This is a genomic window from Streptomyces sp. NPDC104814 (assembly GCF_055583185.1).
Genome location: NZ_JBVJOL010000003.1, coordinates 382,440 through 401,288 on the forward strand (window position 1 = coordinate 382,440; position 18,849 = coordinate 401,288).

General features: G+C 71.0%; 16 protein-coding genes. All 16 read left to right on the top strand.

Translation table 11 applies throughout. The annotated features are described in order from the left end of the window. The first annotated feature begins 72 nt into the window (after nucleotides 1–72). The 16 genes from ACZ64A_RS14895 to ACZ64A_RS14970 all read left to right on the top strand — a co-directional run bounded on the left by ACZ64A_RS14895 (nucleotide 73) and on the right by ACZ64A_RS14970 (nucleotide 18,664). Complete coding sequence (locus ACZ64A_RS14895) at nucleotides 73–618, top strand: response regulator (protein WP_469810831.1); 546 nt, start codon at nucleotides 73–75, stop codon at nucleotides 616–618. 250 nt (nucleotides 619–868) lie between these two features. Further along, a complete protein-coding gene (gene nrtL / locus ACZ64A_RS14900) occupies nucleotides 869–1,960 on the top strand; it encodes an ArgS-related anticodon-binding protein NrtL (protein ID WP_469810604.1) in 1,092 nt (363 codons plus the stop codon). A 19-nt stretch (nucleotides 1,961–1,979) separates the two neighbouring features. Beyond that, complete coding sequence (gene lysA / locus ACZ64A_RS14905; protein WP_469810606.1) at nucleotides 1,980–3,371, top strand: diaminopimelate decarboxylase; 1,392 nt, start codon at nucleotides 1,980–1,982, stop codon at nucleotides 3,369–3,371. 212 nt (nucleotides 3,372–3,583) lie between these two features. Continuing rightward, the gene (locus ACZ64A_RS14910) at nucleotides 3,584–4,873 is read left to right on the top strand and encodes a homoserine dehydrogenase (RefSeq protein ID WP_469810833.1); all 1,290 of its coding nucleotides are present in this window, start codon (nucleotides 3,584–3,586) and stop codon (nucleotides 4,871–4,873) included. A 6-nt stretch (nucleotides 4,874–4,879) separates the two neighbouring features. After that, on the top strand, nucleotides 4,880–5,938 hold the full coding sequence (gene thrC, locus ACZ64A_RS14915) for a threonine synthase (protein WP_469810607.1): 1,059 nt from the start codon (nucleotides 4,880–4,882) through the stop codon (nucleotides 5,936–5,938). Between the two features lie 288 nt (nucleotides 5,939–6,226). After that, complete coding sequence (gene thrB, locus ACZ64A_RS14920) at nucleotides 6,227–7,144, top strand: homoserine kinase (RefSeq protein WP_469810608.1); 918 nt, start codon at nucleotides 6,227–6,229, stop codon at nucleotides 7,142–7,144. 420 nt (nucleotides 7,145–7,564) lie between these two features. After that, nucleotides 7,565–9,565: a transcription termination factor Rho gene (gene rho, locus ACZ64A_RS14925; RefSeq protein ID WP_469810610.1), complete on the top strand. Its 2,001-nt coding sequence runs from the start codon at nucleotides 7,565–7,567 to the stop codon at nucleotides 9,563–9,565. A gap of 266 nt (nucleotides 9,566–9,831) precedes the next feature. Next, nucleotides 9,832–10,968 (top strand): LCP family protein, encoded by a 1,137-nt coding sequence (locus ACZ64A_RS14930; RefSeq protein ID WP_469810612.1) that lies wholly within the window; start codon nucleotides 9,832–9,834, stop codon nucleotides 10,966–10,968. 165 nt (nucleotides 10,969–11,133) lie between these two features. Beyond that, nucleotides 11,134–11,355: a 50S ribosomal protein L31 gene (gene rpmE / locus ACZ64A_RS14935; protein ID WP_190013247.1), complete on the top strand. Its 222-nt coding sequence runs from the start codon at nucleotides 11,134–11,136 to the stop codon at nucleotides 11,353–11,355. 110 nt (nucleotides 11,356–11,465) lie between these two features. Beyond that, nucleotides 11,466–12,533: a peptide chain release factor 1 gene (prfA, locus tag ACZ64A_RS14940; protein WP_469810614.1), complete on the top strand. Its 1,068-nt coding sequence runs from the start codon at nucleotides 11,466–11,468 to the stop codon at nucleotides 12,531–12,533. Between the two features lie 29 nt (nucleotides 12,534–12,562). Then, nucleotides 12,563–13,408 carry a peptide chain release factor N(5)-glutamine methyltransferase gene (gene prmC, locus ACZ64A_RS14945; RefSeq protein ID WP_469810615.1) on the top strand — a complete coding sequence of 282 codons (846 nt, stop codon included), beginning with the start codon at nucleotides 12,563–12,565 and terminating at the stop codon, nucleotides 13,406–13,408. A gap of 52 nt (nucleotides 13,409–13,460) precedes the next feature. Continuing rightward, nucleotides 13,461–14,108: an L-threonylcarbamoyladenylate synthase gene (locus ACZ64A_RS14950; protein WP_363262500.1), complete on the top strand. Its 648-nt coding sequence runs from the start codon at nucleotides 13,461–13,463 to the stop codon at nucleotides 14,106–14,108. Beyond that, on the top strand, nucleotides 14,105–14,782 hold the full coding sequence (locus tag ACZ64A_RS14955; protein WP_469810616.1) for an arsenate reductase/protein-tyrosine-phosphatase family protein: 678 nt from the start codon (nucleotides 14,105–14,107) through the stop codon (nucleotides 14,780–14,782). The genes ACZ64A_RS14950 and ACZ64A_RS14955 overlap by 4 nt, the downstream gene beginning before the upstream one ends. Before the next feature lie 364 nt (nucleotides 14,783–15,146). After that, the gene (locus tag ACZ64A_RS14960; protein WP_469810617.1) at nucleotides 15,147–16,403 is read left to right on the top strand and encodes a serine hydroxymethyltransferase; all 1,257 of its coding nucleotides are present in this window, start codon (nucleotides 15,147–15,149) and stop codon (nucleotides 16,401–16,403) included. A 179-nt stretch (nucleotides 16,404–16,582) separates the two neighbouring features. After that, nucleotides 16,583–17,926: an MraY family glycosyltransferase gene (locus ACZ64A_RS14965; RefSeq protein WP_469810619.1), complete on the top strand. Its 1,344-nt coding sequence runs from the start codon at nucleotides 16,583–16,585 to the stop codon at nucleotides 17,924–17,926. A gap of 315 nt (nucleotides 17,927–18,241) precedes the next feature. Beyond that, nucleotides 18,242–18,664, top strand: coding sequence for a hypothetical protein (locus tag ACZ64A_RS14970; protein ID WP_469810620.1), 423 nt, complete (start codon nucleotides 18,242–18,244; stop codon nucleotides 18,662–18,664). Nucleotides 18,665–18,849: the final 185 nt, after the last annotated feature.

The following is an 18,849-nucleotide window of genomic DNA, read 5'->3' on the forward strand; positions in this document are numbered from 1 at the left end:
GGTTTCGGGGTTCGTGTCGATCTTCCGGAGGTGCTCGGCGTCAGCTTCGTGAGCCGACATCCCTCGCACGGGGTGGAAGTCACCAAAAGCCGGACGCGATGGCCGGTCCGGACCTACTCTCGAGTTGTGTCAGGCGCGTCGGGCCGGGTGCTTGTTGTGGACGACAACAAGGTCATCCGGCAACTGATCAGGGTCAACCTCGAGCTGGAGGGTCTCGAGGTCGTGACCGCGGCCGATGGTGCCGAGTGTCTGGATGTCGTGCATCAGGTGCAGCCCGATCTTGTGACCCTCGACGTCGTCATGCCCCGGCTGGACGGGATCCGGACCGTCGCCCGGCTGCGTGCCGACCCCCGGACCCGGGATCTGCCCGTCGCCATCGTCAGTGCCTGTCCGGAGTACGAGGTCGACGCCGGCCTCGACGTCCGCGTCGACGCGTTCCTCGCGAAGCCCTTCGAGCCGCACGAACTCATCCGGGTCGTCCGGGAGTTGATCGAGCGCGGGCGTGAGGGCGGTGGTCGTGGGGAGGGCTCGGGGGAGCGTGACTCCGTCGCCTCCGTGGACACCGATGACGTTCCGGCCTCCGACGACCCCGAGCGCACGACACTCGGCGAAAGCTGACCGTCGGGGGCGGAGAAGCGGGCGGTCCCGAGGGCGGTCACGAGAGCGGTCCCAGGGGGCGGCTCACCGTCGGGGGCCAAGCCGAATGTCCGGTCGACGACCGAAGCCGGCCGCCCCAAGAACGCCGACCCGTCCACATCCCGGGGCCCCCGAAAGCCGGCCGCCCCGAGAACGTCGCCCCCCGTCCACATCCCGGGACCCCCCGAAACCCGCTCGCCTACCCACCCCCCTCCTCCCCTACGCTTGTCCCGTGACCCCCGTCGAGCTCTCCCATACCGTGCTGTGCGCGGTGCGTCGTGCTGTCGACGAGGGGGAGCTGACGGTGAGCGTGCCCGAGCGGGCCGTGGTCACCGTGCCGGGGCCCGGAGGGTGCGGCGACTACGCCACCAACATCGCCCTCCAGCTCGCCCGCCCCGCCGGCCGGCCCCCGCGTCACGTCGCCGAAGTTCTCCGCGACCGCCTCGTCCACGCCGACGGCGTCACCCGCGTCGAGATCACCGGGCCCGGTTTCCTCAACATCAGCCTCGACAACACGAGCGGCACGCAGCTCGTCCGGCGCATCCTCGACGAAGGGCTCGCCTACGGGCACAGTGACGCCCTTGCCGGGCACACCCTCGCCCTCCGCGTTCCGTACGAGATCCGTGCCGAAGTCGTCGCCGACGCCCTCGCGCGGATCGCCGCCTCACAGGGCGCGCGCGTCGAGATCGCCCACGCGGACGCGCAGGACGTGAATCTCCGTCCCACCTCCGCCCCCGAGGACCCCACCCCCCTCGGCCCCGACGCCGCCCGCTGGGCTCTGCTCCACCCCGCCCCGCACGACCGGCCCCGGATCAGCGCCGACCACCTCGTTCAGCGGGAGACCAACCCCCTCTTCCGCGTCCGGTACGCCCACGCCCGCACCCGGGCCCTGCACCGCAACGCCGCCGATCTCGGCTTCGGCCCCGAGCCCGCCGACCTCGGCTTCGCCCCCGAGCCCGCCGATCTCGGGTTCGCCCCCGAGCCGGGAGTCGTCGAGGCGCACGCCCCGTCCGGCGACCCGCACCGCCAAACCACCGACCGGCACACCCCCGCCGTCGCCCCCCGCACCTCCCTCCTCACCGCCCTCGCCGACCACCCCCGCGTCCTCCGCGCCGCCGTCACCCACCGCGGCCCCGACCGGCTTGCCCGGCATCTCGTCGCCGTTGCCGATGCCACCCTTGCGGTGCTGCCCGGTGTGCTGCCGTGTGGTGAGGAGAAACCCTCGGCCGCCCACCGTGCCCGGCTCGCGCTCGCCGAAGCCGCCGGGACGGTGCTGGCCGGCGGCCTGTCCCTGCTCGGCATCGACGCACCCGATCACCTCTGAGCCAAAAAGAGACCCAGACATGAGCCGTTCCGCACATCCCGCCGGGCCCCGTCACGCCGACGTCCTTCCCGAGGGCCACTACTCCGCCCCGCCCACCGACCTCAACGCCCTCGACCCCAAGGTGTGGGCCCAGACCGTCGAGCGCGGCGAGGACGGCGTGCTCACCGTCGGTGGGATCGATGTGAAGACCCTCGCCGAGACGCACGGCACCCCTGCCTACATCCTCGACGAGTCGGACTTCCGGGCCCGTGCGCGTGCCTGGCGCACCGCCTTCGGGCCCGACGCCGACGTCTTCTACGCGGGCAAGGCGTTCCTGTCCCGGGCCGTCGTGCGCTGGCTGCACGAGGAAGGGCTCAATCTCGACGTGTGCTCCGGCGGGGAGCTCGCCACCGCGCTGTCCGCCGGGATGCCCGCCGACCGCATCGCCTTCCACGGGAACAACAAGTCGAGCGAGGAGATCCGGCGGGCCGTCGAGGCCGGGGTGGGGCGGATCGTGCTGGACTCGTTCCAGGAGATCGTGCGGGTCGCCCACATCGCCCAGGAGCTGGGCACCCGCCAGCGCGTGCAGATCCGGATCACCGTCGGTGTCGAAGCGCACACCCATGAGTTCATCGCCACCGCGCACGAGGACCAGAAGTTCGGGATTCCGCTCGCGGGCGGGCAGGCCGCCGAGGCCGTGCGGCGGGCGCTGCAGCTCGACGGGCTCGAGCTGATCGGGATCCACTCGCACATCGGGTCGCAGATCTTCGACATGTCCGGGTTCGAGGTCGCCGCCCACCGGGTGGTCGGGCTGCTGAAGGACATCCGGGACGAGCACGGCGTCGAGCTGCCCGAGATCGACCTCGGCGGCGGGCTGGGGATCGCGTACACCAGCGACGACGACCCGCGGGAGCCGCACGAGATCGCCAAGGCGCTCACCGAGATCGTCACCCGTGAGTGCGAGGCCGCGCGGCTGCGGACTCCGCGGATCTCCGTCGAGCCCGGGCGGGCCATCGTCGGGCCCACCGCCTTCACGCTGTACGAGGTCGGCACCGTCAAGCCGCTCGACGGGCTGCGCACCTACGTCTCCGTCGACGGCGGCATGTCGGACAACATCCGCACGGCGCTGTACGACGCCGAGTACAGCGTCGCGCTCGTCTCCCGCGCCTCCGACGCCGAGCCGATGCTGGCCCGGGTCGTCGGCAAGCACTGTGAGAGCGGCGACATCGTGGTGCGGGACGCGTTCCTGCCGGCCGACCTGGCGCCGGGCGACCTCATCGCCGTCCCCGCGACCGGGGCGTACTGCCGGTCGATGGCCAGCAACTACAACCATGTGCTCCGCCCGCCGGTCGTCGCCGTGAAGGACGGCGAGGCCCGGGTGATCGTCCGGCGGGAGACGGAGGAGGACCTCCTCCGTCTCGACGTCGGGTGACGCTCGATCGTCGGGCGACGCTCGATGCGGGGTGACGCCCCATGCGCGGCGTGACGGACGGATGAACTCCGGACGGCGGCGGAAGATCTTCCGGCTTCCACCCCGTCCGGAAATGAAATAAACGTCTCACAATCCGGACCAAGGGCAGAAAATCCCGTCCGGTGAGTGAGACTGGTCGAACCGTAGACGGTATGAGGAAACGAGGTCGGATGATGCGTACGCGTCCGCTGAAGGTGGCGCTGCTGGGCTGTGGAGTGGTCGGCTCAGAGGTGGCGCGCATCATGACGACGCACGCCGACGACCTCGCCGCCCGGATCGGGGCCCCCGTCGAGCTCGCCGGGGTGGCCGTACGGCGTCCCGGCAAGGTCCGTGAGGGCATCGACCCCGCCCTTGTCACCACCGACGCCACCGCCCTCGTCAAACGCGGCGACATCGACGTGATCGTCGAGGTCATCGGCGGTATCGAGCCCGCCCGCACCCTCATCACCACCGCGTTCGAGCACGGCGCCTCCGTCGTCTCCGCCAACAAGGCCCTGCTCGCCCAGGACGGGGCCGCCCTGCACGCCGCCGCCGAGGAGCACGGCCGTGACCTCTACTACGAGGCCGCCGTCGCCGGTGCCATCCCGCTGATCCGGCCGCTGCGCGAGTCCCTCGCCGGTGACAAGGTCAACCGGGTGCTCGGCATCGTGAACGGCACGACCAACTTCATCCTCGACAAGATGGACTCCACCGGCGCCGGCTACCAGGAGGCCCTGGACGAGGCCACCGCGCTCGGGTACGCCGAGGCCGACCCGACCGCCGACGTCGAGGGCTTCGACGCCGCCGCCAAGGCCGCCATCCTCGCCGGGATCGCCTTCCACACCCGCGTGCGCCTCGACGACGTCTACCGCGAGGGCATGACCGAGGTCACCGCCGCCGACTTCGCCTCGGCCAAGGAGATGGGCTGCACCATCAAGCTGCTCGCCATCTGCGAGCGGGCCGCCGACGGGCAGTCCGTCACCGCGCGCGTGCATCCCGCGATGATTCCGCTGACCCACCCGCTCGCCTCCGTGCGCGGCGCGTACAACGCCGTGTTCGTCGAGTCCGACGCGGCCGGTCAGCTGATGTTCTACGGCCCCGGCGCCGGCGGTTCTCCGACCGCCTCCGCCGTGCTCGGCGACCTCGTCGCCGTCTGCCGCAACCGGCTCACCGGGTCCACCGGGCCCGGCGAGTCGGCGTATGCCGCCCTGCCGGTGTCGCCCATGGGCGACGTCGTCACGCGCTACCACATCAGCCTCGACGTGGCGGACAAACCGGGTGTGCTCGCCCAGGTCGCGACCGTCTTCGCCGAGCACGGGGTGTCGATCGACACCGTGCGCCAGCAGGGCAAGGACGGCGAGGCCTCTCTCGTCGTCGTCACCCACCGCGCGTCCGACGCGGCCCTGAACGGGACCGTCGAGGCGTTGCGCAAGCTCGACACCGTGCGGGGTGTCGCCAGCATCATGCGGGTTGAAGGAGAGTAACCAGCAATGACCCACCAGTGGCGCGGAATCATCGAGGAGTACCGGGACCGGCTGCCGGTATCCGACACCACGCCGGTCGTGACGCTCCGCGAGGGCGGCACGCCGCTCGTGCCCGCGCAGGTGCTCTCCGAGCGCACGGGCTGCGAGGTCCACCTCAAGGTGGAGGGCGCGAACCCGACCGGGTCCTTCAAGGACCGCGGCATGACCATGGCCATCACCCGGGCCAAGGAGGAGGGGGCCCAGGCGGTCATCTGCGCCTCCACCGGCAACACCTCCGCCTCGGCCGCCGCCTACGCCGTGCGCGCGGGCATGGTGTCCGCCGTGCTCGTGCCGCAGGGCAAGATCGCGCTGGGCAAGATGGGCCAGGCCCTCGTGCACGGCGCGAAGATCCTCCAGGTCGACGGCAACTTCGACGACTGCCTCACTCTGGCCCGCGCGCTGAGCGACAACTACCCGGTGGCGCTGGTCAATTCGGTCAATCCGGTGCGGATCGAGGGGCAGAAGACGGCCGCCTTCGAGATCGTGGACATGCTGGGCGACGCGCCCGACATCCACGTCCTGCCGGTCGGCAACGCGGGCAACATCACCGCGTACTGGAAGGGCTACAAGGAGTACGCCGCCGACTCCATCGCCTCGCACACGCCCCGCATGTGGGGCTTCCAGGCCTCCGGCAGCGCCCCGATCGTGCGCGGCGAGGTCGTCAAGGACCCCTCCACCATCGCCACCGCCATCCGCATCGGCAATCCGGCCTCCTGGGAGTACGCCCTGGCGGCGCGGGACGAATCGGGCGGCGCCATCGACGAGGTGACGGACCGTGAGATCCTGCGCGCCTACCGGCTGTTGGCCTCGCAGGAGGGCGTGTTCGTGGAGCCCGCCTCCGCGGCCTCCGTCGCCGGTCTGCTCAAGGCCGCCGAGCAGGGCAAGGTCGACCCGGGCCAGAAGATCGTGTGCACCGTCACCGGCAACGGCCTGAAGGACCCCGACTGGGCCGTCGCCGGCGCTCCGCAGCCGGTCACCGTCCCGGTCGACGCCGCCACCGCCGCCGAGCGCCTCGGCCTCGCGTAGTCCGTGCCCTGCGCGCCCGGGCCTCATCGAGGTCCGGGCGTGAACGGCCGGCGACCTGGGGGAGTTCCCCAGCGCGGGGGCACAGGGGGCTCGCGACACGCATCGTGCGCCTCCTGTGCGCCCTATGTCGCCACAGAACCTTCCTTCGATAGGCTGTACTCAACCCGCCCGCCGCATATGCCCCCCACCGCATGTGCCGCAGCGCCGCGCGTCTCGTGCGGCCCAGGGTTCTCGGCACCGATCGAGAGTCATTCGACCATCACGCAGCTCAAGGAGAGTCAACGAGCGATGGCCGGTCCAGCGTTCCGCGCCGCCGCCGTCCGGGTGCGCGTCCCCGCCACCAGCGCCAACCTCGGCCCGGGCTTCGACGCCCTCGGCCTGGCGTTGGGGCTCTACGACGACGTCGTCGTCCGGGTGGCCGACTCCGGGCTGCACATCGACATCGCCGGGGAGGGCAGCGAGACCCTGCCGCGCGACGAGAGCCACCTCCTCGTCCGCTCCCTGCGCACCGCCTTCGACCTTCTCGGCGGTCAGCCGCGCGGCCTGGAGATCGTCTGCGCCAACCGCATCCCGCACGGCCGCGGCCTCGGCTCCTCCTCCGCCGCCATCGTCGCCGGCATCGTCGCCGCCCGCGCGGTGACCATAGGCGGCGAGTCACGGCTCGACGACGCCGCCCTGCTGGAGCTCGCCACCGAGATCGAGGGGCACCCCGACAACGTGGCCCCCTGTCTGTTCGGCGGTTTCACGATCGCCTGGATGGAGTCCGGCGCCGCCCGGTCGATCCGGCTCGAGCCCGCCGATTCCGTCGTCCCGGTGGTCTTCGTGCCCGGAAAGCCGGTTCTGACGGAGACCGCCCGCGGCCTGCTCCCGCGCACCGTTCCGCACGTCGACGCCGCCGCCAACGCCGGCCGCGCCGCCCTGCTCGTCGAGGCCCTCACCCGGCGCCCCGAGCTGCTGCTGCCGGCCACCGAGGACCGCCTGCACCAGGAGTACCGCGCCCCCGCCATGCCGGAGAGCGCGGCACTGGTGGAGCGGCTGCGCGCCGACGGCGTCCCGGCGGTCATCTCCGGTGCCGGACCCACCGTCATGGCGCTCGCCGACGCGGCCGGCGCGGACAAGATCGAGGCTCTGGCGGGCGCGGACTGGGCGGCCAACCGGCTGAGCCTGGATCTGCAGGGTGCGAGCGTGCTGCCGCTCGCGACCTGACACACGCTTGCCGGATTAGGAGAGGGGGAATGTTTGTTGGATCCGGTAGTGTTAATCTCAAGTCTGCACCCGACCCCACCATGGCGAGGTGCCTCGTGTCCCCGTCCGGGACAGACATTCTTCCGGGAGCTCCCCACGCCGCACCGTGTTTCGTACGTCGTATCTGGGCAGTACGGCGTATGCGGACACTGAGCGGACCGATGGAGGGGGTACCCCCTCTGGGGGCACTCCGGAATCGGTGCGACCACGCCACGTGACACCGGGTGCCACGGCTCGAGGTAGCGCCATCACCAGAAATCTCTTCCGCCTCTTTGGCGGACCACCGCCCCGGCTCCGTCCACACAGCAAGGACCGGAGTCGGACAGCACAACCGGTCGCCGAGCCAGACAGGCCGACGTCCGCTCCAGGGAAGGACCCTTCGTGAGCGACACCACCGATCTGATGGGCGCACGTGTCGAGGAGACCGCTGCCGCGCCCGCCACGGACGCCTCCGCGCCTGCCTCCGGTGCCGGCTCCCGGCGGCGCCGCGGTACCGGCCTCGAGGGCATGGTGCTGGCCGAGCTGCAGCAGGTCGCCTCCGGCCTCGGCATCAGGGGCACCGCGCGGATGCGCAAGAGCCAGCTGATCGAGGTCATCAAGGAGGCGCAGGCCTCCGGCAGCGCTCCCAAGGCCGCCGAGCCCGCCACCGAGAGCAAGCCGAAGCGCCGCGCCACCTCCAAGGCCCGCACCGGTGAGGCCGCCGTGGACGGTGAGCAGAAGGCGGAGAAGGCCACGCAGGCCCCGGCCGACAAGGCCGTCGCCCAGCAGCAGATCGAGATTCCCGGCCAGCCGGCGTCCGACGACGCCCCGAGCGAGCGCCGGCGTCGCCGCGCCACCGCCGAGGCCGGCAGCCCCGAGACGGTCGCCACCGAGGCCAAGAGCGAGCCCAAGGCCGACACGCCCGCGCAGCAGCCGCAGGGCGACGCCAAGGGTGACGCCGGCGAGGGCGGCGAGGGCCGCCGCCGCGACCGCCGTGAGCGCGGCCGTGACCGCGACCGCGACCGTGACCGCGGCGACCGCCGCAAGGGCGACGACCAGCAGGGCGGCCAGCGCGGTCAGCAGCAGGGCCAGCAGCAGGGCGGCGGCCGTCAGGACCGCCAGGACCGTCAGGACCGGGGCAACGGCCCGCAGGACGACGACGACTTCGAGGGCGGCCGCCGTGGCCGTCGCGGCCGCTACCGGGACCGCCGTGGCCGCCGTGGCCGCGACGACATCGCCGCCGAGCCGCAGCTCGCCGAGGACGACGTCCTGATCCCCGTCGCGGGCATCCTGGACATCCTCGACAACTACGCCTTCATCCGGACGTCCGGCTACCTGCCGGGCCCGAACGACGTGTACGTCTCCCTCGCCCAGGTCCGCAAGAACGGCCTGCGCAAGGGCGACCACATCACCGGCGCGGTCCGCCAGCCGAAGGAGGGCGAGCGCCGCGAGAAGTTCAACGCGCTGGTCCGCCTGGACTCCGTCAACGGCATGGCGCCCGAACACGGCCGTGGCCGCCCGGAGTTCAACAAGCTGACCCCGCTCTACCCGCAGGACCGCCTCCGCCTGGAGACGGACCCGGGCGTGCTCACCACCCGCATCATCGACCTGGTGTCGCCGATCGGTAAGGGTCAGCGCGGTCTGATCGTGGCCCCGCCGAAGACCGGCAAGACCATGATCATGCAGGCGATCGCCAACGCGATCACCCACAACAACCCCGAGTGCCACCTGATGGTCGTCCTGGTCGACGAGCGTCCGGAAGAGGTCACCGACATGCAGCGGTCGGTCAAGGGCGAGGTCATCTCCTCGACCTTCGACCGCCCGGCCGAGGACCACACCACGGTCGCCGAGCTGGCCATCGAGCGCGCCAAGCGCCTCGTCGAGCTGGGTCACGACGTGGTCGTCCTGCTGGACTCCATCACCCGTCTGGGCCGTGCGTACAACCTGGCCGCCCCGGCGTCCGGCCGCATCCTGTCCGGTGGTGTCGACTCCACGGCCCTCTACCCGCCGAAGCGCTTCTTCGGTGCGGCCCGCAACATCGAGGACGGCGGCTCGCTGACCATCCTCGCCACCGCCCTGGTGGACACCGGGTCCCGCATGGACGAGGTGATCTTCGAGGAGTTCAAGGGCACCGGCAACATGGAGCTCAAGCTCGACCGGAAGCTCGCCGACAAGCGCATCTTCCCGGCGGTGGACGTCGACGCGTCCGGTACCCGCAAGGAAGAGATCCTGCTCGGCAACGAGGAGCTGGCCGTCGTCTGGAAGCTGCGCCGCGTCCTGCACGCGCTGGACCAGCAGCAGGCGATCGAGCTGCTCCTCGACAAAATGAAGCAGACGAAGTCGAACGTCGAGTTCCTGATGCAGATCCAGAAGACGACGCCGACGCCGGGCAACGGCGACTGACGTCAACTGCGCATAAAGATGAGGGCCGCCCCACGCAAGGGGCGGCCCTCATCTCTTTGCTGCGATGTGTGCCACAGCGGCCTGTTTGCACGCGTTCCGCGACCGTCGGGGAAACACGCAGGTGAGCGGCGTAAGACCCGCTCTCTTCGTGACGGAGGGTGATCGTATTTGTGCGCTTCGGTCACACCCTGTTGTGCAACCCTTTCCCGAGTTTCCCCGTCTGACCAATCGGGGCGACCATGGATCCCAGACGAGCTGAGGAGCACATGACCGCCGAGAGCACGCCGGGCCCCGGCATACCCGAGGCACCCGGAGACAGCAGCGGCCCGGGCCGTCGAGCCAAGGGCCGCCGCCGCAAGCCCCGCACCAGACGCAAAGGCGTCCTGATCGCGGCCTGGACGGCGGCGGGCATCGTCGTGCTGGGTGGTACGGGACTCGGGTACGTCTACTTCAAGCTCAACGGCAACATCAAGAGCATCGACATCAACCAGATGCTCGGCACCGACCGGCCCCAGAAGGTCGACAACGGTTCGCAGAACATCCTCGTCCTCGGCTCCGACACCCGCTCCGGAAGCAACAAGGGGCTCGGCGGCGGCACGGACGACGGCAGCGCCCGGTCCGACACGGCGATGATCATCCACGTGTACAAGGGCCACAAGAGGGCCGGCGTGGTCTCCATCCCGCGCGACACCCTCGTCGACCGCCCCGCCTGCACCGACGCCCAGGGCACCACCCACGACGCCGCGCACGGCGTGATGTTCAACTCCGCCTACTCCACCGGCGGCGCGTCCTGCGCCGTCAAGACGGTGGAGTCCCTCACCGGCGTCCGGATGGACCACTACCTGGAGGTCGACTTCGCCGGCTTCCAGAAGCTCATCGACGAACTCGGCGGCGTGCAGATCACCACGACCAAGGACATCGCCGACCACGAGAGCCATCTGAACCTCAAGGCCGGCACGCACCGCCTCGACGGCCGGCAGGCCCTCGGCCTGGTCCGCACCCGGCACGGCGTCGGCGACGGCTCCGACCTCGGCCGTATCCAGCTCCAGCAGGCGTTCATCAAGGCCCTGGTCAAGCAGGTCAAGGACATCGGGGTCTTCACCAGCCCCAAGAAGCTCTACGACCTCGCCGACACCTCCACCAAGGCCGTCACCACCGACTCCGGCCTCGGCTCGGTGAACTCCCTGATGTCCTTCGCCAACGGCCTGAAGGGCATCAGCCCCGCCCATATGACGATGGTCACCATGCCGGTCCAGTACGACCCGTCCAACGGCAACCGCGTCCTGGTCGAGAAGACGAAGGCCGAGATGGTCTGGAACGCGCTGAAGAACGACCGGCCCATCCCGAAGTCGGCCACGACGGGAACGGCCACCGGCGAAGCCGACGGGGTCGTCACCGGCTGAAGGCACGCGGGCATGTGCCCGTGGGCGCACCGCAGGAATAGAACAGCCGCACCCCCGGTTTGGGAGGATGGCCCCAGTCCTGGCAGACTGGTACGTCGGCTCCGGTTCACGCCCCCGCACCCCGCGGCAGGCGACCCGGCGCCCTCCCGAAACCTAGGAGACACCTTGAAGCGCGACATCCACCCCGCGTACGTCGAGACGCAGGTCAGCTGCACCTGCGGCGCGTCGTTCACCACCCGCAGCACCATCGACTCGGGCACCATCCGGGCCGAGGTCTGCTCCGAGTGCCACCCGTTCTACACGGGCAAGCAGAAGATCCTCGACACCGGTGGCCGTGTGGCCCGCTTCGAGGCCCGCTTCGGCAAGGCCGCCGGCTCCAAGAAGTAGCGAGCCCCATTTCGCCGGTCCACGGCCGCACGCCCGCATGGCGTGCGCGCCGGGACCGGCGTTTTTGGTCGTCCGCCTTCCCCCTCACCACGCAGTAGCAGGAGCCCAAGATGTTCGAGGCCGTCGAGGAACTCGTCAGCGAGCACGCCGACCTGGAAACGAAGCTCGCCGACCCGTCGGTCCACGCCGACCAGGCCAACGCGCGCAAGCTGAACAAGCGCTACGCCGAGCTCACCCCGATCGTCGCCACGTACCGCTCCTGGAAGCAGACCGGCGACGACATCGCCACCGCGCGCGAGCTGGCCGCCGAGGACCCCGACTTCGCCGCCGAGGTCAAGGAGCTGGACAAGCAGCGCGAGGAGCTGACGGAGAAGCTGCGCCTCCTCCTCGTCCCGCGCGACCCCAGCGACGACAAGGACGTCATCCTCGAGGTCAAGGCCGGCGCCGGCGGCGACGAGTCCGCCCTGTTCGCCGGCGACCTGCTGCGCATGTACCTGCGCTACGCCGAGCGCGTCGGCTGGAAGACCGAGATCATCGACGCCACCGAGTCCGAGCTGGGCGGCTACAAGGACGTCCAGGTCGCCATCAAGACCCGCGGCCAGACCGAGCCCGGCCAGGGCGTGTGGGCCCGCCTGAAGTACGAGGGCGGTGTGCACCGCGTGCAGCGCGTCCCCGCCACCGAGTCCCAGGGCCGTATCCACACCTCCGCGGCCGGCGTGCTCGTCACGCCCGAGGCCGAGGAGGTCGACGTCGAGATCAACCCGAACGACCTGCGCATCGACGTCTACCGGTCCTCCGGCCCCGGCGGGCAGTCCGTGAACACCACCGACTCCGCCGTGCGCATCACGCACCTGCCGACCGGAGTCGTCGCCTCCTGCCAGAACGAGAAGAGCCAGCTGCAGAACAAGGAGCAGGCGATGCGTATCCTGCGCTCCAGGCTGCTCGCGGCGGCGCAGGAGGAAGCGGAGCGGGAGGCCGCGGACGCCCGGCGCAGCCAGGTCCGCACCGTCGACCGCTCCGAGAAGATCCGCACCTACAACTTCCCGGAGAACCGCATCTCCGACCACCGCGTCGGCTTCAAGGCGTACAACCTGGACCAGGTCCTGGACGGCGACCTCGACGCGGTGATCCAGGCCTGCGTCGACGCGGACTCGGCCGCGAAGCTCGCCGCCGCGTAAGCCACTACGAGTACCTCCGGAGGACGTGCGTGAATTTGCTGCTCGCAGAGGTGGCCCAGGCCACTCAGCGGCTCGCCGACGCGGGCGTGCCCTCGCCGCGCACCGACGCGGAGGAGCTCGCCGCGTTCGTGCACGGCGTCAAGCGCGGCGAGCTGCACTCCGTGAAGGACTCCGACTTCGACGCCCGGTACTGGGAGGTCATCGCCCGCCGTGAGCAGCGCGAGCCGCTGCAGCACATCACCGGCCGGGCCTACTTCCGCTATCTGGAGCTTCAGGTCGGCCCGGGCGTCTTCGTGCCCCGCCCGGAGACCGAGTCCGTGGTCGGCTGGGCCATAGACGCGGTCCGGGCCATGGACGTCGTCGAGCCGTGCATCGTCGACCTGTGCACCGGCTCCGGCGCCATCGCGCTGGCCCTCGCCCAGGAGGTGCCGCGCTCACGCGTGTACGCCGTCGAGCTGTCCGACGAGGCCCTGCACTGGACCCGCAAGAACATGGAGGGCTCCCGGGTCGAGCTGCGCCAGGGCGACGCCCTGACCGCCTTCCCCGACCTCGACGGCCAGGTCGACCTCGTCATCTCCAACCCGCCGTACATCCCGCTCACCGAGTGGGAGTACGTCGCCCCCGAGGCCCGTGACTACGACCCGCAGCTCGCCCTGTTCTCCGGCGAGGACGGCCTCGACCTCATCCGCGGCCTGGAACGCACCGCGCACCGCCTGCTGCGCCCCGGCGGCCTCGTCGTCGTCGAGCACGCGGACACCCAGGGCGGCCAGGTGCCGTGGATCTTCACCGAGGAGAAGGGCTGGGCCGACGCGGCCGACCACCCCGACCTCAACAACCGCCCCCGCTTCGCCACCGCCCGCAAGGCGCTGCCGTGAGCACCACCCAGTCTTCGACCCCGCAGTACGTGTACGAGGAGGCCCGCTAGCTATGGCACGGCGATACGACACCAACGACGCGACCGACCGTGTGACGGGTCTGCGCGAGGCCGCGTCCGCCGTCCGCCGCGGCGAACTCGTGGTGCTGCCCACGGACACGGTGTACGGCATCGGCGCCGACGCGTTCTCCAAGGAGGCCGTCGGAGACCTGCTGCAGGCCAAGGGCCGTGGCCGCAACATGCCCAGCCCCGTCCTGATCGGCTCCCCGAACACGCTGCACGGGCTCGTCACGGACTTCTCCGAGCAGGCCTGGGAACTGGTCGACGCGTTCTGGCCGGGTGCGCTCACCCTCGTCGCGCGCCACCAGCCGTCCCTCCAGTGGGACCTCGGCGAGACCCGTGGCACGGTGGCGATCCGCATGCCGCTGCACCCGGTCGCCATCGAGCTGCTCACCGAGTTCGGGCCCATGGCCGTCTCCTCCGCGAACCTCACCGGGCACCCGGCGCCGGAGACCTGTGACGCCGCCCAGCAGATGCTCGGCGACTCCGTCTCCGTCTACCTCGACGGCGGGCCCACCCCCGGCAACATCCCCTCCTCCATCGTGGACGTCACCCGCGAGGTGCCCGTCCTCCTGCGCGAAGGCGCCCTCTCCCCGGAGGAGCTGCGCAAGGTCGTACCCGACCTCGAGGTGGCGAATTGACGGCCCCTGACGCGGGGCGTGGCATAGCCGGCGGGGGCTTCAACGCGGAGGAGACCACGACCTTCGGCTTCCCCCGCGACACCTTCCGCATCCTCCACGTCAGCACCGGCAACGTGTGCCGCTCGCCCATCACCGAGCGGCTGACCCGGCATTTCGTCTCCGAGCGGCTTGGCATCCTCGGCGGCCCGATCATCGCGGAGAGCGCGGGCACGTGGGGCCACGAGGGCGCGCCCATGGAGTCCCACGCCGAGACGGTGCTGGCCGACTACGGGGCGGACCCGTCCGGCTTCATGGGCCGCGAGCTGCACGACGAGCACGTGATCCGGGCCGACCTGGTCCTCACCGCGACCCGCGACCACCGTGCTCAGGTGATCTCGATGGGGCACTCGGCGGGGCTGCGCACGTTCACGCTGAAGGAGTTCACGCGGCTGGTGCGGGCGATAGACCCCGCGACGCTGCCGCCGCTGGAGGACGGCGTGGTCAACCGCGCGCGGGCGCTGGTGCGGGCCGCGGCGGCTCTACGCGGGTGGCTCCAGGCGCCGACGGCCGAGGCGGACGAGGTGTACGACCCGTACGGGGCGCCGCTGGGCTTTTTTCGCAGCGTGGGCGAGGAGATCAGCGAGGCGCTGGACCCGGTGGTGACAGCTCTGACGGGCGTACCGGCGCGGATGTAGCGACCGACGTCTGCGGGTGCCGTGCCGTTGGGCTGCGCGCCCGGCGTTTCCGGGTGCCGCCTGTTGGGCTGCGCGCCCGGCGTTTCCCCGCACCCGGCGCTGATGCGGGCCGGGGGTCGGGGCGCTCCATGCCCGCGGCGTGCGCCGACGGCACTGCAGCCGACCCAGGGGCGCGGGGAACTGCGCGACCAGCCCCCACCGGCCCGCACCCGCGAGACGACCCCACTCGGCTGCACGCACCGCGCCCCCCCCACTCGGCTGCACGCACCGTGCCCCCCACTCGGCTGCACGCACCGCGCCCCCCAAGCCGCCGCAGGCTTACCGTGGACGTACGTCACCGTCGACGCCATGCCCGGAGCCCACCATGACGGTCACCCACGCCACCGAAGCCGACCCCGGCAGCGCCGCAGGCACCCTGCGGCGGCAGGACCCCGAGCTGGCCGACATCCTGCTCGGCGAGCGCACCCGGCAGGCGACGACGCTCCAGCTGATCGCCGCCGAGAACTTCACCTCGCCGGCCGTCCTGGCCGCCCTCGGCTCCCCCCTCGCCAACAAGTACGCCGAGGGCTACCCGGGCGCCCGCCATCACGGCGGCTGCGAGATGGTCGACGTCGCCGAGCGCATCGCCATCGACCGCGCGAGGAGCCTCTTCGGCGCCGCCCACGCCAACGTGCAGTCCCACTCCGGTTCCTCCGCGGTCCTCGCCGCGTACGCCGCCCTGCTGCGCCCCGGCGACAAGGTCCTCGCCCTCGGCCTGCCGTACGGCGGTCACCTCACGCACGGCTCCCCGGCGAACTTCTCCGGCCGCTGGTTCGACTTCGTGCCCTACGGAGTCGACGCCGAGACCGGCCTCATCGACCACGAACAGGTCCGCACGCTGGCCCGCGCCCACCGCCCGAAGGCGATCGTGTGCGGCTCCATCGCCTATCCGCGCCACCCCGACTACGCCTTCTTCCGCGAGGTCGCCGACGACGTGGGCGCCTATCTCATCGCGGACGCCGCCCACCCCATCGGCCTGGTCGCGGGTGGCGCGGCGCCCAGCCCGGTGCCGTACGCGGACATCGTGTGCGCCACCACGCACAAGGTGCTGCGCGGACCCCGCGGCGGAATGCTCCTGTGCGGCGAGGAGCTGGCCGAACGCGTCGACCGCGCCGTGTTCCCCTTCACCCAGGGCGGCGCCCAGATGCACACCATCGCCGCGAAGGCCGTCGCGTTCGGTGAGGCGGCAGCCCCGGCGTTCTCCGTGTACGCCCATCAGGTGGTCTCCAACGCGCGCGTCCTCGCCGGTCACCTGGCCGCCGAGGGCCTGGTCGTCACCACGGGCGGCACCGACACGCACCTGATCACCGCGGACCCGGCGCCGCTCGGTGTGGACGGCCGTACCGCCCGGGGCCGGCTCGCCGCGGCCGGGATCATCATGGACTGCTGTGCGCTTCCCCACGCCGACGACCGCGGTCTGCGCCTGGGCACGGCGGCCGTGACGACGCAGGGCATGGGCGAGACCGAGATGGTCCGTATCGCCGCCCTGATCGCGGCGGCCCTGCGCGACGGCTCCGAGGCCAAGCGGATCCGCGACGACGTACGCGACCTCGCCGAGGCGTTCCCGCCGTATCCGACGTGACGTGCGCGACGTGTGGCCGTATCCCGCTCGATGCGGGGTAGGCGCACCGCCGTACCCGGCCCGGAACCGGCCGCACAGCCGCGCGTGCAACCATCCTGGCTACCCGGAAGTCCACAACCATATGCGCACCTCGCTAGGGTGTGGGGCTGAGATGGCCAGCGAGACCTGTGGGGAAGCCTGTGCGTGAATACCTGCTGACGCTCTGCATCACGGCCGCGGTGACGTATCTGCTGACAGGGCCGGTACGGAAGTTCGCCATCGTGGCCGGCGCGATGCCGGAGATCCGGGCACGCGACGTGCACCGCGAACCCACTCCGCGGCTCGGCGGTATCGCGATGTTCTTCGGCCTGTGCGCGGGCCTGCTGGTCGCCGACCATCTCACCAACCTCAACGAGGTCTTCGAGAAGTCCAACGAGCCCCGTGCGCTGCTCTCGGGCGCGGCGCTGATCTGGCTGATCGGCGTGCTGGACGACAAGTTCGAGATCGACGCCCTGATCAAGCTGGGCGGGCAGATGATCGCCGCCGGTGTGATGGTCGTCCAGGGTCTGACGATCCTGTGGCTGCCGGTGCCCGGCGTCGGCACGGTCGCGCTCACCCAGTGGCAGGGCACGCTCCTGACCGTCGCGCTCGTCGTCATCACCATCAACGCGGTGAACTTCGTCGACGGCCTGGACGGTCTCGCGGCCGGCATGGTGTGCATCGCGGCGGCCGCGTTCTTCATGTACGCCTACCGCGTCTGGTACTCGTACGGCATCGAGGCGGCCGCCCCGGCGACGCTGTTCGCGGCGGTGCTGATGGGCATGTGCCTGGGCTTCCTGCCGCACAACATGCACCCGGCGCGGATCTTCATGGGCGACTCCGGGTCCATGCTGATCGGGCTCGTCCTGGCGGCGGGCGCGATCTCGGTGACCGGGCAGGTCGACCCGGACGTGATGAACCTGTTCGCCGGTTCCGAGCGCAACACCGTGCACCAGATGGTGCCGGTGTACATCCCGCTGCTGCTCCCGCTGACCATCATCGCGATCCCCGCCGCCGACCTGATCCTGGCGATCGTGCGCCGTACCTGGCGCGGCCAGTCGCCGTTCGCCGCGGACCGCGGGCATCTGCACCACCGGCTGCTGGAGATCGGCCACTCGCACAGCCGGGCCGTGCTGATCATGTACTTCTGGTCGGCGCTGATCGCGTTCGGCGCGCTGGGCTACTCGGTCAACTCGGCCTCGATGTGGATCGTGCTGGGTGTGGTCGCGCTCAGCGCCATCGGCCTGGTGCTGCTCCTGCTGCCGCGGTTCACGCCGCGCACCCCGGTCTGGGCGGAGCGGTTCGTGCCGCCGCGCTACCGGCGCCGCCGTCGCCGCGTCATCGCCGAGCCCGCGGCCCGTCTCGGCCACCCCTCCGACGGGGACGAGCCGGAGCGCACCCCTCTCGCCGCAGGCACCCCCGGGGTCTCGGGGGTCAACGGAGCGACGGCCATCGGCCCCCGTTCGCGTCTGCACGACCGGCGGAAGGCCGGCACCTCGCGCTGACCCCCGGCGCTGACGCCAAGGTAAGAATCTGACTAGAGCATTGCCAACTCGTGGGGGAGCGTTTCGGTGCAATACCAGACAAAGAGGCACCGAAATTGCACATACGCGCGCTCTCACTCTCATGTGTGACAGCAAGCACACCCTACAGGTAAAGACTGCATCAAATAGTTTGTGATACGGTTCACGAGAACCCCGGATAGAGCCGAAGGACCCTAGTGCGAGGGTCCGTCGACGCGAGGGCTGCACGCCCCCGGCCGGGACTACGCTCGTCCATGACGACACCCCTTGCCCCCTGTGAAAAGCGGAGTTGCCGCCATGCCGTCCAACGACGTCCGGATCCTGGCCCAGGCTGCCGTGCCCACGGCCGCCGTCGGCGCTGTCGCCGCCGTCGTGAGCGGCGTGGTCGCCGGCGGCAAGGGCGCGCTCGGAGCCGTCGTGGCGACGCTGGTGACGATCCTCTTCATGGGCATCGGTCTCTACGTCCTGCAGCGCACCGCCAAATCGCTTCCGCACCTCTTCCAGGCGATGGGCCTGATGCTCTACGCGGCACAGATCCTGCTGCTGTTCGTCTTCGTCGCGGCTTTCAAGCACACGACGCTGTTCCACCCCAAAGCTTTTGCGCTGACGCTCGTCGCGACCACCCTGGCGTGGATCGCCGCGCAGACGCGCGCCCATATGAAGGCCAAGATCCTGTACGTCGAGCCCGACGAGCACGAAAAGACGGGGCATTCGTCGTGAGGGGTAGGGCCGGGATAAAGACGCTCAAGAGACCCTGCTATCGTCCGGTGCCAACTGCGGCATCGCGGGCGCGGGCATCTGAGCTGACGCCTGCTCATTCGCGAGGCGAGATGCCCCCCAGCCGCCCCCACATCCGTAACACCAGTCCCGTGCCGAACCGCGGCCGCACGCCGCGCCGACACAAC

What these genes read in the sequence shown, in the direction of transcription:
- lysA (WP_469810606.1), top strand. Translation starts at nt 1,980, where the DNA reads ATGAGCCGTTCCGCACATCCCGCCGGGCCCCGTCACGCCGACGTCCTT.
- ACZ64A_RS14910 (WP_469810833.1), top strand. Translation starts at nt 3,584, where the DNA reads ATGCGTACGCGTCCGCTGAAGGTGGCGCTGCTGGGCTGTGGAGTGGTC.
- thrC (WP_469810607.1), top strand. Translation starts at nt 4,880, where the DNA reads ATGACCCACCAGTGGCGCGGAATCATCGAGGAGTACCGGGACCGGCTG.
- thrB (WP_469810608.1), top strand. Translation starts at nt 6,227, where the DNA reads ATGGCCGGTCCAGCGTTCCGCGCCGCCGCCGTCCGGGTGCGCGTCCCC.
- ACZ64A_RS14930 (WP_469810612.1), top strand. Translation starts at nt 9,832, where the DNA reads ATGACCGCCGAGAGCACGCCGGGCCCCGGCATACCCGAGGCACCCGGA.
- prfA (WP_469810614.1), top strand. Translation starts at nt 11,466, where the DNA reads ATGTTCGAGGCCGTCGAGGAACTCGTCAGCGAGCACGCCGACCTGGAA.
- ACZ64A_RS14950 (WP_363262500.1), top strand. Translation starts at nt 13,461, where the DNA reads ATGGCACGGCGATACGACACCAACGACGCGACCGACCGTGTGACGGGT.
- ACZ64A_RS14960 (WP_469810617.1), top strand. Translation starts at nt 15,147, where the DNA reads ATGACGGTCACCCACGCCACCGAAGCCGACCCCGGCAGCGCCGCAGGC.
- ACZ64A_RS14970 (WP_469810620.1), top strand. Translation starts at nt 18,242, where the DNA reads ATGCCGTCCAACGACGTCCGGATCCTGGCCCAGGCTGCCGTGCCCACG.